The sequence below is a fragment of the Burkholderia sp. b14 genome, from assembly GCF_900156195.1.
Taxonomy (GTDB): domain Bacteria; phylum Pseudomonadota; class Gammaproteobacteria; order Burkholderiales; family Burkholderiaceae; genus Mycetohabitans.
In genome coordinates this window covers 2156299-2170098 of the sequence record NZ_FTPJ01000003.1, presented here as the reverse complement: position 1 = coordinate 2170098, position 13800 = coordinate 2156299, and the positions used below count along the sequence as shown (strand labels likewise).

General features: G+C 62.8%; 13 protein-coding genes. 5 read left to right on the top strand and 8 right to left on the bottom strand.

All coding sequences use genetic code 11. The features are described 5' to 3' along the window. Window positions 1–43: 43 nt before the first annotated feature. The 4 genes from B0B13_RS14490 (at window position 44) to B0B13_RS14475 (ending at window position 2701) form a co-directional block, all read left to right on the top strand. A complete protein-coding gene (locus B0B13_RS14490; RefSeq protein WP_237573798.1) occupies window positions 44–964 on the top strand; it encodes a prepilin peptidase in 921 nt (306 codons plus the stop codon). 2 nt (window positions 965–966) lie between these two features. Further along, a complete protein-coding gene (gene coaE, locus B0B13_RS14485) occupies window positions 967–1578 on the top strand; it encodes a dephospho-CoA kinase (protein WP_076796918.1) in 612 nt (203 codons plus the stop codon). 141 nt (window positions 1579–1719) lie between these two features. Further along, a complete protein-coding gene (zapD, locus tag B0B13_RS14480) occupies window positions 1720–2475 on the top strand; it encodes a cell division protein ZapD (RefSeq protein WP_076796917.1) in 756 nt (251 codons plus the stop codon). A gap of 25 nt (window positions 2476–2500) precedes the next feature. Continuing rightward, a complete protein-coding gene (locus B0B13_RS14475; RefSeq protein WP_076785499.1) occupies window positions 2501–2701 on the top strand; it encodes a DNA gyrase inhibitor YacG in 201 nt (66 codons plus the stop codon). A gap of 3 nt (window positions 2702–2704) precedes the next feature. Here the strand turns inward: B0B13_RS14475 and B0B13_RS14470 are convergent, their stop codons facing one another. The 4 genes from B0B13_RS14470 to secA all read right to left on the bottom strand — a co-directional run bounded on the left by B0B13_RS14470 (window position 2705) and on the right by secA (window position 8271). Then, window positions 2705–3166, bottom strand: a complete 462-nt coding sequence (locus B0B13_RS14470) for an NUDIX domain-containing protein (RefSeq protein ID WP_076787453.1) — start codon at window positions 3164–3166, stop codon at window positions 2705–2707. A 17-nt stretch (window positions 3167–3183) separates the two neighbouring features. After that, window positions 3184–4056 (bottom strand): ATP-binding protein, encoded by an 873-nt coding sequence (locus tag B0B13_RS14465; protein ID WP_076796916.1) that lies wholly within the window; start codon window positions 4054–4056, stop codon window positions 3184–3186. Window positions 4057–4099: 43 nt separating this feature from the next. Then, a complete protein-coding gene (argJ, locus tag B0B13_RS14460; protein WP_076785501.1) occupies window positions 4100–5341 on the bottom strand; it encodes a bifunctional glutamate N-acetyltransferase/amino-acid acetyltransferase ArgJ in 1242 nt (413 codons plus the stop codon). An 89-nt stretch (window positions 5342–5430) separates the two neighbouring features. Further along, window positions 5431–8271 carry a preprotein translocase subunit SecA gene (gene secA, locus B0B13_RS14455; protein WP_076796915.1) on the bottom strand — a complete coding sequence of 947 codons (2841 nt, stop codon included), beginning with the start codon at window positions 8269–8271 and terminating at the stop codon, window positions 5431–5433. 287 nt (window positions 8272–8558) lie between these two features. Between secA and B0B13_RS14450 the strand changes: the two genes are divergently transcribed. Continuing rightward, a complete protein-coding gene (locus B0B13_RS14450; protein WP_076797343.1) occupies window positions 8559–9038 on the top strand; it encodes a DciA family protein in 480 nt (159 codons plus the stop codon). 7 nt (window positions 9039–9045) lie between these two features. Here the strand turns inward: B0B13_RS14450 and lpxC are convergent, their stop codons facing one another. From lpxC to B0B13_RS14430, 4 genes are all read right to left on the bottom strand, one after another. Beyond that, window positions 9046–9963, bottom strand: coding sequence for a UDP-3-O-acyl-N-acetylglucosamine deacetylase (lpxC, locus tag B0B13_RS14445; RefSeq protein ID WP_076785503.1), 918 nt, complete (start codon window positions 9961–9963; stop codon window positions 9046–9048). A 497-nt stretch (window positions 9964–10460) separates the two neighbouring features. Beyond that, window positions 10461–11651, bottom strand: coding sequence for a cell division protein FtsZ (gene ftsZ, locus B0B13_RS14440; RefSeq protein ID WP_076785504.1), 1191 nt, complete (start codon window positions 11649–11651; stop codon window positions 10461–10463). 111 nt (window positions 11652–11762) lie between these two features. Beyond that, entirely contained in the window at window positions 11763–12995 is a 1233-nt protein-coding gene (gene ftsA / locus B0B13_RS14435; protein WP_076785505.1) for a cell division protein FtsA, read from the bottom strand. Between the two features lie 36 nt (window positions 12996–13031). Then, complete coding sequence (locus B0B13_RS14430; protein ID WP_076796914.1) at window positions 13032–13793, bottom strand: cell division protein FtsQ/DivIB; 762 nt, start codon at window positions 13791–13793, stop codon at window positions 13032–13034. Between the last annotated feature and the right edge of the window lie 7 nt (window positions 13794–13800).

Genomic DNA, 13800 nt, shown 5'->3' with positions numbered 1-13800 from the left:
CGGCCCCGGCCGCTGGATCGCCGGCTTCGCCGACGCTTTCTCGATGCTGCCGGTTGCTTGGCAGTACGCTTTCGCATGCGTGCTCGGATTGGTCATCGGCAGTTTCCTGACTGTTGTCGTACATCGTGTGCCGCAGATGCTTGAACACGCATGGCAGCAAGAACTGGCCGGCTACGTGCCGCACAATGCGCTGCACGCGTTAAGCGCAGCAAGCGATGAGCACGGTGCCGAGCCCAATCCGACGCCCGAGCGAAGTCCCGCTCCGTCGTCGCAACCCGATTTGCCACGGCGCTATAACCTGTGTGTGCCACGCTCGGCGTGCACTGCATGCGGACATACGTTGCGCTTGTACGAGAACATCCCGTTGCTTAGCTTTATCGCATTGCGCGGCCGATGCTCGGCATGCGGTACGCGGATCCATTGGCGCTATCCGTTGATCGAGTCCGCCTGTGCACTGTTCGCGGCGCTCTCACTCGCGGCGTTCGGCCCCACGCCTACGGCGCTTATCGCCTTTGCGTTCTGCGCTGCGCTGCTGGCGATGAGCGCCATCGATCTGGAGACCAAGCTGCTGCCCGATTCGCTGACGTTGCCGCTGCTCTGGGCGGGGCTGCTGATCAATCTACACGCCGTGTTCGCACCCCTGGACGCGGCCGTGATCGGTGCGGCGGCCGGCTATTTGTCACTGTGGGCCGTCTACTGGCTGTTCAAGCTCGTGCGCGGCGCCGAGGGTATCGGCTACGGCGACTTCAAGTTATTTGCCGCCATTGGCGCATGGTTCGGCTGGAGCCCACTGTTGCAAGTCATACTAATTGCCTCAGTGTGTGGCGCGATCGTCGGTCTTGGCGCCACGCTCGCCAAGCGGATGCGCCTGGAGGAGCCGTTGCCGTTCGGTCCGTTTCTGGCGGGGGCAGCGGTGCTCACGCTGTTCGGCGGCACGCCGCTCTATCGGCTGCTCGGAGGTTAACGATGTTCAAGGTGGGACTGACGGGCGGGATCGGCAGTGGCAAAACAACGGTCGCCAATGCTTTCGCCGCCTATGGCGTGCCGATCGTGGACACTGATTTGATCGCGCATCGTGTCACCGCCCCAGGCGGCGCGGCGATACCCGGCATCCGGACACAGTTCGGTACCACCTTCATCACGGCGCAAGGTGCACTGGACCGCGCGCGGATGCGCGAGTTAGTGTTCAGCAACGCGCAAGCGAAGCAACGGCTCGAAGCAATCATGCACCCGCTGATCCGCACCGAGACAGAACGCGAAATGCAAGCGGCGAGCGGTCCCTACGTGATCTGTGTCGTGCCGTTACTCGTTGAGGCGGGCAATTGGCGCGAACGCGTCGATCGCGTGCTGGTGGTAGATTGCGCGGTGCAGACGCAGGTCGAGCGCGTCATGCGGCGCAATGGCTTCACGCGCGAACAGGTGCACGCCATCATTGCACGTCAGGCCACACGGCAGACGCGACTCGCCGCCGCAGACGATATCATCGTCAATGAAACCGACACCATCGAGCCGCTGCGGCCAGAAATCGCATCGCTGCATCAGCGCTATTTGTCATTGGCGCGTAATGCACCATCGTGAATCGGCGTGCGCTGGTGGCATGCGATACAGCGCGAATTTCGTTGCGAATTCCACAGCGATTGCTAGCGGAATTCGAGCGCATTAGAATGGGCGCAAATTGCCGCTTCTCTCCGGCATTTCCAAAGTGAAAGGCACCTACGCTTGATTCTCTACGAGTATCCGTTCAATGAGCGCATTCGGACGTTGTTGCGCCTCGAAGACCTGTTCGAGCGCTTTACGTTCTTCCTAACGCAAGAAGACCCGAGAGAACACCACGTCGCACTGACCACCCTGTTCGAGATCGCTGAAGTGACAAGCCGCAGCGACTTGAAGTCGGATCTGATGAAGGAGCTTGAGCGCCAGCGCCAGGCCCTGACACCCTTTCGCGGCAATCCCGAGATCGAGCAGGACGCGCTCGAGACCGTCCTCTCGGAAATCGAGCAAACGCTGGCCGGCCTTGCGCAGATCCAAGGGAAAATGGGGCAGCATTTGACCGATAATGAATGGCTAGCCAGCATTCGCAGCCGGGCCATCATTCCCGGCGGAACTTGCCGCTTCGATCTGCCATCGTACTACGCATGGCAGCGCAGCGCTGCAGAGCAGCGCCGCGCAGATATCATGCAATGGGCGATGCCGTTGTTGCCGCTGCGCGATGCAACAGTCATTGTATTGCGTCTTGCCCGCGAATCGGGGCAGGCCGCGAAGGTCATGGCGATGCAGGGCAGCTATCAGCAAATGTTGTCGGGGCGGGCCTATCAATTGATGCAAGTGCGTGTGGCGCCGGACCTGCGGGTCATTCCCGAGGCTAGCGCCAACAAGTATATGTTGTGGGTGCGCTTCACTGCGCAGGACGGCGACATGCGGCCGCGTGCTGTTGACGTCGACGTGCCATTCCAACTAACGTTGTGCAACCTGTAAGCCGGATAATCAACCCTTTGCCGATATGACGACTGTCGTCAACTGCCCGACTTGCGGCCAAAAGGTCGAATGGAAGCCGGAAAGCCGGTTCCGTCCTTTTTGTTCCGCGCGCTGCAAGCAAATCGATCTCGGCGCGTGGGCCACCGGGAAGTACACGATTGGCGGCGATGACCGCCCGGCCGATGAGCCGCATGGCGACCCGCAAAAACCGGGCGGGCTAAACTGAGGTTTAACCCCGTTCAGCGTCGAGCCAGTCGATCACCGGCAATGCCGCCGGCAGCAGCGGCGCAACCTGGATGGGGGGTGCCTGCCAGACAAACGCCTGCCCTTCTCGACCGCTCGGCTCACCGCTCCACCGGGTCACCTTGCAGAAGAACAACCGCACGTAAGCGTGCGGATAGTCATGTTCAAGGACCCGCCAGCGCACGCAATCGACAATCGTCACGCCGAGTTCCTCATGCAGCTCGCGCGCCAATGCGTCCTCGACGCTTTCGCCCGGCTCCAGCTTGCCACCCGGAAATTCCCAGTAGCCCTCGTATGGCTTGCCGGCGGGCCGCTGCGCGAGCAGGAAACGCCCGTCCTCATGCAACATTACACCGACGGCCACTTCGGTGATCCGACGTCCATCAGCAGTATGCGTGGCGGCGTGCGCCTGCGACACGTCGCGCCGTGCGACCGTATCCGGCGTCATGGTCGGGCGCCGCGCGGTCATTGGGCTTCCTGCCGTCGGCCGGACCAGTCCCGGGCAAACTGCCACGCAACCCGGCCCGAACGCGAGCCGCGCTCCAGTGCCCAAACCAGCGCGTCGCCCCGCGCGGCCTCGATCTGCGCATCGCTGCACGCAAAATGCCTGAGCCAATGCGCGACGATCGCCAGATAGTCGTCTTGCTTAAATGGATAGAAGCTGACCCACAACCCAAAGCGCTCGGACAGCGAAATCTTCTCCTCGATCACTTCGCCCGGATGGATCTCGCCATCCGCCGTGTGCCGGTAGGTCTCGTTGTCGCGCATGTACTCGGGTAGCAAATGACGACGGTTCGACGTCGCGTAGATCAGCACGTTGTCGGACTGGGCTGCAATCGAGCCATCCAAGGCCACCTTCAGCGCCTTATAACTGGACTCGCCTTCCTCGAACGACAGGTCATCGCAAAACACGACGAACCGCTCCGGGCGCGAGGCGATCTGCTCAACGATGTCACCCAGATCGTGCAGGTCGCCCTTATCGACTTCGATCAGGCGCAGGCCTTCGGGCGCAAACTGGTTCAAGCAGGCCTTGATCAGCGACGACTTGCCGGTGCCGCGCGCGCCCGTCAGCAGCACGTTGTTCGCCGGCAGGCGCCGCACGAACTGACGGGTGTTCTGCTCGACCAACGCCTTTTGCCGGTCAATGTTCTGCAAGTCGGACAACTGGATCGTCGACGGATGGGCGACCGGCTGCAAAAAGCCCCGCCCCTGCCGTAAGCGCCATCGAAACGCAATGGCCGCGTCCCAGTCGGTAACCGGCGCGGCCGGCGGCAACACGGCCTCCAGGCGTTCGAGCAGCGCCTCGGCACGCGTCAGGAATTGTTCAAGCTTGTCCATCGCAATCGATCTCCAGCGGTACGGTCATGTCCGTTAGTGTGGGTCAGGAGCGGTAATCGGCATTGATGGACACGTAGTCGTGCGACAGGTCGCAGGTCCAGAGGGTCGCCTGGGCATCACCGCGCGCCAAGCGCACGCGAATCGTGATTTCGCTTTGCTTCATCACGCGCTGGCCGTCCTCCTCGCGATAGTCGGGATGGCGGCCACCGGCCTTGGCCACCAGCACGTCGTCCAGGTACAGCTCGATGCGGCTCACATCTAGGTCAGCAATGCCGGCGTAGCCGATCGCTGCCAGGAGCCGGCCCAGGTTGGGGTCAGACGCATAGAAAGCAGTCTTGACCAGAGGCGAGTGGCTAATCGCATAGGCCACCTGCCTGCACTCGTCGACACTGCGGCCCGCCTCGACGCGCACTGTCATGAATTTCGTCGCCCCTTCGCCGTCGCGCACGATCAATTGCGCCAGGGTCTGCGCGAGTTGCGTCAACGCGTCGCGCAACGCGCGGTATGCGGCGCTTTGCGTGGACGTAATCGCCGGCAGCGTCGAGCGGGCGGACGCTACGACGATGAACGAGTCATTCGTCGACGTATCGCCATCAATGGTGATGCAGTTGAACGATTGGTCGGCCACGTCCTTGACCAGTGCGTCCAGTACGGGCTGGGTGATGGCCGCATCGGTCGCGACAAACCCTAGCATCGTGGCCATGTTCGGCTTGATCATCCCGGCGCCCTTGCTGATCCCGGTTAGCGTGATCGTATGGCCGTCGATGTCGAGCTGCCGTGAGGCGGCCTTGGGCAACGTATCGGTCGTCATGATCGCCTGCGCAGCTTCGTACCAGTGCGCCGGCGCGAGTTGCGCAACGGCTTGCGGCAATCCTGCCTTGAGCCGCTCAATCGGTAGCGGTTCAAGGATCACGCCAGTGGAGAACGGCAGCACCTGCTGCGCATCGATGCGCAGCAGCCGCGCCAATTCCGCACAACTGTCGCGGGCATGCGCCAAACCCGGCTCGCCGGTCCCGGCGTTCGCATTGCCAGTATTGACGAGCAGCGCTCGAATCGGCGCGGCACCGCCACGCGCCGACGCGAGATGCTCACGACACACGACGACCGGCGCGGCGCAAAAGCGGTTCGTGGTCAACACGCCGGACACCGTTGCACCGTCATCGACGGCGATCACCAGTACATCCTTGCGATTCGGTTTGCGCAGATTGGCCTCGGCCCAGCCGAGCGTGACGCCGGGCACGGGATGAAGCGACGCGGGATCGATCGAGGGGAAATTGACGGCCATGATTGCAAGCGCTAGTCAGAGAAAAAGCCGCCCGCGGGCACAGCGGGCGGCATCGGACAGGAACGGGACCACCCCGCTCGCGGAGCACATCACGCGAGCCGACCGTGGCACTGCTTGTACTTCTTGCCGCTGCCGCACGGGCACGGATCGTTGCGGCCGACCTTCGGGTACGGGTTGTCGCGCGCGGCCACCGACGACTGGCCGGCGGCGAAGTCCAGTGACAGCCCAGAGACCGTATGGGGCGCGGGCGCCATCGGTAACCCGCGCGGCGGCGCATCGGCGAACGCGGCCTCGGCCTCGGCCTCGGCGGCCTGGGCAAAGTCAGCGTGTCGAAATTCAACGTTCTCCAAATGGCTCGCCTGCTCTTCGTATTGCTCGGCCGCTGCCTCGAGTTGCTCCGGTGTCTGGATCTGCACGTTCATCACAATGCGCGTGACCTCGTGCTTGACCGCGTCCAGCATCGCAGCAAACAGCTCAAATGCCTCGCGCTTGTATTCCTGCTTCGGATTTTTCTGCGCATAGCCGCGCAGGTGAATGCCCTGGCGCAGATGCTCGAGCGCGGCCAGGTGCTCGCGCCAACGCGAATCCAGCGTCTGCAGCATCGCCGAGCGCTCAAAGCCACTGAACGCATCGCGGCCGACCTGCGCGACCTTCGCCTCGTACGCTTCGTCACCTGCCGCGATCACCGCGTCGAGTACCTCGTCGGCCTCGATTGTGTCCGCCTCGTTCACCATCTCCTGCAACGCGAGATCGAGCTGCCACTCGTTGCGCAACGCCTCCTCGAGCGCCGGCACATCCCACTGCTCCTCGATGCTGCCAGCCGGCACATAGGTGCGCACCACCTCAGTCAGCACGCCATGCCGCATCGCGCCAATCGTCTCGTGAATGTCCTGCGCTTCCAGCAACTCGTTGCGCTGCTGGTAAATCACCTTGCGCTGGTCATTGGCGACGTCGTCATACTCGAGCAACTGCTTGCGGATATCGAAGTTACGGGCCTCGACCTTGCGTTGCGCCGATTCGATCGACCGCGTCACGATGCCGGCCTCGATCGCCTCGCCTTCCGGCATCTTCAGCCGGTCCATGATCGCGCGCACACGGTCACCGGCGAAGATGCGCAGCAACGGGTCCTCGAGCGACAGGTAGAAGCGCGACGAACCGGGATCGCCCTGGCGGCCCGCCCGTCCGCGCAACTGGTTGTCGATCCGGCGGGACTCGTGCCGCTCGGTGCCGATGATGTGCAGTCCACCGGCTGCCTTGACCTGCTCGTGCAGCGTTTGCCATTCGTCGTGGATCTGCTGACTCCGACGTCGCTTCTCGTCGTCGCTGATCGACGCATCGGCTTCGATCAGCGACGCCTGCTTGTCCGGGTTGCCGCCGAGTACGATGTCGGTGCCACGGCCCGCCATGTTGGTCGCGATCGTGATGCGCTTCGGACGGCCAGCCTCGGCGACGATCGCCGCCTCACGCGCGTGCTGCTTTGCGTTGAGCACCTCGTGTGGCAACCCGGCCTGCTTGAGCAGGCGCGATAGCAACTCGGAATTCTCGATCGACGTGGTGCCGACCAGCACCGGCTGTCCGCGCTCGTAGCAGTCGCGGATATCGCGGATCACCGCGTCATAGCGCTCCTTCGCGGTCTTGTAGATCTGGTCCTGGCGATCCGTGCGCTTGGACGGCCGGTTGGTCGGGACCACGACCGTCTCGAGTCCATAGATCTCGTTGAACTCGTACGCCTCGGTGTCCGCCGTGCCGGTCATGCCAGCCAGCTTGGCATACATCCGGAAGTAATTCTGGAACGTGATCGACGCCAGCGTCTGGTTCTCCGCCTGGATCTTCACATGCTCCTTCGCCTCAACAGCTTGGTGCAGGCCGTCCGACCAGCGCCGACCCGGCATCAGGCGCCCGGTGAACTCATCGACGATGATTACCTCGCCATTCTGCACGACATAGTGCTGATCGCGGAAGAATAGCGTATGCGCGCGCAGCGCCGCATACACATGATGCATCAGCGTGATGTTCTGCGGTGCATAAAGACTCTCGCCATCGCCAATGAGGCCCCATTCGGCCAGCAGACGCTCGGCCTTCTCGTGACCCGATTCAGTCAAGAATACCGAGCGCGCCTTCTCGTCCAGCGTGTAGTCGCCCGGCTTCTCGACGCCACTACCATCGGCCTTTTCTTCACCAATCTGGCGCTCCAGCAGCGGCGGCAACGCATTCATCCGCACATACAGTTCGGTGTGGTCCTCAGCCTGCCCCGAAATAATCAGCGGCGTGCGCGCCTCGTCGATCAAAATCGAGTCGACCTCATCGACGATCGCGAAATTCAGCCCACGCTGCACGCGCGCATCGGTCTCATAGACCATGTTGTCGCGCAGGTAGTCGAAGCCGAATTCGTTGTTCGTGCCATACGTGATGTCCGACGCGTAAGCTTGCTGCTTCTGGCCGTGTTCCATCTGCGACAGGTTGATGCCGACGGACAGACCGAGAAAATTGTAGAGCCGGCCCATCCACTCCGCATCGCGCTGCGCGAGATAGTCGTTGACCGTCACCACATGCACGCCGCGCCCCGATAGCGCATTCAGGTACGCCGCCAGCGTGGCCACCAGCGTCTTGCCCTCGCCGGTGCGCATTTCGGCGATCTTGCCGTAGTGCAGCGCCATGCCGCCGATCAGCTGTACGTCGAAGTGCCGCATCTTCAGCACGCGGCGGCTCGCTTCCCGACACACCGCGAATGCCTCCGGCAGCAGCCTGTCGAGCGACTCCCCAGCCGCTACGCGCTGCCTGAATTCGTCGGTTTTCGCGCGCAATTGCTCGTCCGTCAGCTTTTCAATCTGCGCCTCCAGCGCATTGATCGTCGCGACAGTCTTTTGATACTGTTTGATCAGCCGCTGGTTGCGACTGCCAAAAATCTTTTGCAGAAAACCGGTGGTCATCGGATCGGGATCTCGAGTCGGCACGCGACGCCGGATCGGCGCGACTCTCGCACGACCCGTTGGCGAACGGCGGTTCGACGGCTGTGTCCAGTTGGATTTAAAGGCGCGATTTTATCACGCCGACTGTGTACTGCCCGCGCCAGGACGCGCTCGCGCGCGGTTGTCAACCCGTGCAGCCGGCCAGCGGCGCAATAATCGTCGAAGCCGGCCACCAGCGGCTACAATAGTGGCGTGGATACACGTCGATTCCCCGACGGCCGCGAGCCGCCAGTCCCTGCATGAGTGCCATGAGCCGCTATTCGCCCTATCCGTTGCCACGCAAGCCGTTGACGCCCCGGCCGCTCGCCGAGTTGATGTCGTCCAGCGCCGAGTTGGCCGCGCTGCAAGCCGGCGTGCGACAAGTGGCGGCGCTGGAAGCGGCACTGCAAGCCGTGCTGCCCAGTTATCTGGCCAGCCATGTGCATGCCGGCCCAATCAAGGATCAGACACTGACCCTTTTTGCAGCCCACACTGCGTTGGCCGCCCGGTTGCGTCATCTGGAGCCCACCGTGCTGACCGAACTGCAGCAGCGTGGTTTCGCACTGCGGGCGATTAAGATCCGCGTGCGCCCGCAAGCGCCAGCCGCTGCTGCGCAGATCAAGCAAGCCCGGATTTCAGTAGCCGGCGCCGATTGTCTTCGCGAGTTGGCCGACGCATTGGAGCCTTCGCCGCTGCAGCAAGCCGTTGCCCGCATGGCGCAGCGGCATACGGGTCGCCGCCGCGCCTAGCGAGACTTCACGCGTACACTGCCTGCGGGTCATAGGCAAAACCGCGCGGCGCCGCTTTCTGGTCGGCAAACGTGACGATCTCGTACGCGTCCTCGTGGGCGAGCAATTCGCGCAGTAGCGCATTGTTCAAGCCGTGACCGGACTTGTACGCGGTGTACGATGCCAGCAATGGATGGCCGACCACGTATAGGTCGCCGATCGCGTCTAGCATTTTATGTTTCACGAACTCGTCGCCATAGCGCAGGCCATCGTTGTTCAGCACGCGGTACTCGTCTAGCACGATCGCGTTGTCCATGCTGCCGCCTCGCGCCAGGCCCAACTCGCGCATCATTTCGACTTCGTGCGCGAAGCCGAATGTGCGAGCCCGCGCGATCTCGCGCACATAGGACGTGTCGGCAAAATCGACCTCCAGTTCCTGGCCGGTCTTGTCCACCGCCGGGTGACGGAAGTCGATCGTAAACTTCAACTTGAAACCGAAGTACGGCTCCAGCCGGGCAAACTTGTCCCCATCACGCACCTCGACCGGCCGCGTGACCTTGATGAACTGCTTGGCGGCAGCCTGCTCGTCGATCCCGGCCGACTGAAGCAAGAACACGAACGACGCCGCGCTGCCGTCCATGATCGGGATTTCCTCGGCCGTCACGTCGACATACAGGTTATCGATCCCGAGCCCCGCGCAAGCCGACATCAGGTGCTCAACGGTCGATACCCTCGCGCCGTCCTTTTCCAGCACCGACGCAAGGCGCGTGTCGCCAATCGACATCGCACTGGCCGGAATGTCGACCGGCACGGCCAAGTCGGTGCGACAAAACACAATTCCGGTATTGGCAGCAGCCGGACGCAGCGTCAACTCGACCTTGCGCCCGGAGTGCAGGCCGATGCCAACCGTCTTCACGATCGATTTGATGGTCCGCTGCTTCAACATCGTCTTAACTCTTAATAGGTTATTCTAATCGCGGGTTTTAATCCCATAGTCATTAGTATACTCGACTTGCTCAATTCCCGCTTTTATCCATCTGTATAAAACTGTTTCCCGTTGTTACGTTTTCCGTGTTGAATGGATGATAAAGCGGCCCGATACCTGGAAGGAGGCGGTTTCCAGGCACCGGGCCGTGTGACAGCAGGGCGAAAAACGCTCGCGCACGCGTTGCCAGCACGCAACAGCAGCGGCTATCCCGTTAGATCTGCGCCGTCGGTGAACCACACGCCCTGCCCGGGACGTGCTATCACTGCTGCGCTTGCACCTCTTCGTCGGCCAAGCGCCCACTCGCGACCGGCGTCTATCATGCCACCGGCGCGCAACGTCGCATCCGCTGTTTCTTCAGCGGGCAGCAAGCGGGGCGAGCATCTTGCGGGATGCCGAGCTTGCGGGTCCAGCCAGCGCGGTCCGCGTCGCTGTGACGCCTGCGTCGGGCGCGCTGATCAGTCGGCTTGCTTGCGCAGAAACGCCGGGATGTCGTACGTGTCTACGCCCTTTTCTTGCAATGCCTGCACGTGCGATGCAGCAGTTTCCCGCGAGTTGCGCCACACTGCCGGCGTATCCAGTGCGCCATAGTCGGTCGCGCTCGGCGCGGCGGCATAGCTGACCGGCTGCGCGGCGATTGGATGATTATCCGTGCCAGTGCGCAGCAGCGTCATCGGCGCCGCCTGCTGCTTCTTGGCGACGCGGCCAAGGCCCGTCGCCACCACGGTTACCCGCAGCGCATCGCCCATCGCGTCGTCGTACACCGCGCCGAAAATCACCGTCGCATCGTCGGCCGCGTAGCTCTTAATCGTGTTCATCACCTCGCGGGTTTCCGACAGGCGCAGCGAGCGGCTCGACGTGATGTTGACCAGCACGCCTCGCGCGCCAGACAGGTCCACGCCCTCGAGCAGCGGGCTGGCCACAGCTTGTTCGGCTGCCAGCCGCGCGCGGTCGACGCCAGCCACCGTCGCGGTGCCCATCATCGCCTTGCCTTGCTCGCCCATCACGGTCTTGACGTCCTCGAAGTCCACGTTCACGAGGCCGTCGACATTGATGATCTCGGCAATGCCGGCCACCGCGTTATGCAACACATCGTCCGCGCACTGAAAGCACTTATCCATCTCAGCGTCGTCGCCCATCACGTCGAACAGCTTGTCGTTCAGCACGACGATCAGCGAGTCGACATGCGATTCAAGTTCCTGCGAACCCGCTTCGGCAATCCGCATGCGCTTGCCGCCCTCGAACTCGAACGGCTTGCTAACGACACCTACTGTTAGGATGCCCATCTCCTTGGCAATTTGCGCGACCACAGGCGCGGCGCCGGTACCGGTGCCGCCGCCCATGCCCGCCGTGATGAACACCATGTGCGCACCGCGCAGCGCGTCGGCAATGCGCTCGCGAGCCTCCTCCGCGGCGGCGTGCCCCATGTCGGGTTTCGCCCCGGCGCCCAGGCCGGTCTTACCCAATTGGATCACGGACGGTGCCTTGGACCGATTCAGCGCTTGAGCATCGGTATTCATCACGATGAAATCAACGCCCTGCACACCGCGGTTGATCATGTGCTGGACGGCATTGCCGCCAGCGCCACCGACCCCGACGACCTTGATGATCGTGCCGTTGGTTTCGGTTTCCAGCATTTCGAATTCCATTAGTGCCTCCGTCAAGTATTAAGCGACTTCACTCGGCGTTACGCGGTGGCGGAATCGGGCAATTCCGTCACCGTGCACTGGCCGCCGCCGCCAGCGCGTTGCGAAACGACTTCAAAAATTGCCTAGGAACCAGTCCTTCATCCGGGCCCACACCTGCGTGGCGGAACCAGACTGCGTGGCGACCTTACGCCCGCGCATGCGCTGTGAACGCCCCTCCACCAGCAGCCCCATCGCGGTCGAATAGCGCGGGTTGCGCACCACGTCCGCCAGTCCGCCGGCATATTCCGGCACGCCGATACGCACCGGTTTGAGGAAGATGTCCTCGCCCAGTTCAACCATGCCGGCCATCATCGCCGCGCCACCGGTCAACACTACGCCGGAGCTCAGCAGCTCCTCGTAGCCGGACTCGCGCACGACTTGCTGGACCAGCGAAAACAGCTCCTCCACGCGCGGCTCAATTACCGCCGCCAGCGCCTGGCGAGACAGCACCCGCGGGCCGCGCTCGCCCAGCCCCGGCACCTCGATCATCTCGTCCGGATCGGCCAGCGCCTGCTTGGCGATCCCGTAGGTTACCTTGATATCTTCCGCGTCCGGCGTCGGCGTGCGCAGCGCCATCGCGATGTCGCTGGTGATCTGATCGCCCGCGATCGGGATCACTGCGGTATGGCGGATCGCCCCCTCGCTGAAGATCGCGATGTCGGTAGTCCCGCCGCCGATATCGACCAGCACAACACCGAGCTCCTTCTCGTCCTCGGTCAGCACGGCCAGGCTCGACGCGAGCGGCTGCAGAATCAGATCGTTGACCTCCAGCCCGCAGCGGCGCACGCATTTGACAATGTTCTGTGCGGCCGAGACGGCACCCGTCACGATGTGCACCTTCACCTCCAGCCGGATACCGCTCATGCCAATCGGCTCGCGCACGTCTTCCTGGCCGTCGATGATGAATTCCTGCGTCAGGATATGCAGCACCTGCTGGTCGGTCGGAATATTGATCGCTTTCGCCGTCTCAATCACACGCGCGACGTCCGCCTGCGTGACCTCCTTGTCCTTAATCGCCACCATGCCGCTCGAATTGAAGCTACGGATATGGCTGCCGGCGATGCCGGTGAACACGTTGGTAATCTTGCAGTCGGCCATCAGTTCAGCTTCCTCGAGCGCGCGCTGGATCGACTGAACCGTCGCCTCGATATTAACGACCACCCCCTTTTTCAAACCCTTCGAGTCGCTTTGCCCGAGCCCAATCACTTCATAGTGGCCCTCGCCTTTTAACTCGGCGACAACGGCCACCACCTTCGACGTCCCGATGTCAAGGGCAACCAGCAGGTCCTTGTAGTCTTTGCTCATAGCGTGCTCAATTGCGAGTGTTGTCCGTTCATTGCGTCATGGACGCAGCTTCTTCGCCTTCGGGTCGTCGGGAATGAAGCGCATCCCTGCAGCCCGGATCGCGAACCCATTCGGGTAGCGCAAATCCACATATTCGATGTCGTTGCCCCAGCGCTGCGTGACCATCGGCCAGGCAACCACGAGCCGCCGCGCACGGCTGGCCAGCATATCCTTATTACGTTCGCGCCCCAGCTCCACCTGCATGCCATTGGTCAGCTTGACGGTCCACGCGTAGCGCGGCGACAACGTGACCTCCTCCGGCTTCACACCCAGCGGCTCGAACCATTTTTGGAAATCGTGGTATCGGGCCACGACGTCGCGCTCCGAGCCCATTGGGCCGGCGAATACCGGCAGTTCGGCCTCGGCCTCGGCCTGGTTGGCTGTGAAGACCTCGCCATCGACGCTGACGAACTGGTCGCTGCCCCACGTACCCAGGGGCTTGTACTCCTCCAGCGTGACCGCCAGCGCATTCGGCCACACGCGGCGCACGCTCGCGTGGCGCACCCACGGAATCTGCTCGAATGCGGCACGCGCGCTGTCCAGATCCACCGTGAAGAAATTGCCGTGCAGCTTGCCCAGCACGTTCGCGCGCACCGTCGGCCGATTGATGTGCTCGGTATCGCCGTCGATCAGCAGCGTGCGCAACGCGAAGGCCGGCCGCTGCAGCAGCCACAGGCCGGCACCGGCGAGCACAATCGCCAGCAGCGCAGCGTGCAGCGCGCTGGTGATCATGTTGAGCTGGCGCGGATTGTTCCACATGTGGGTA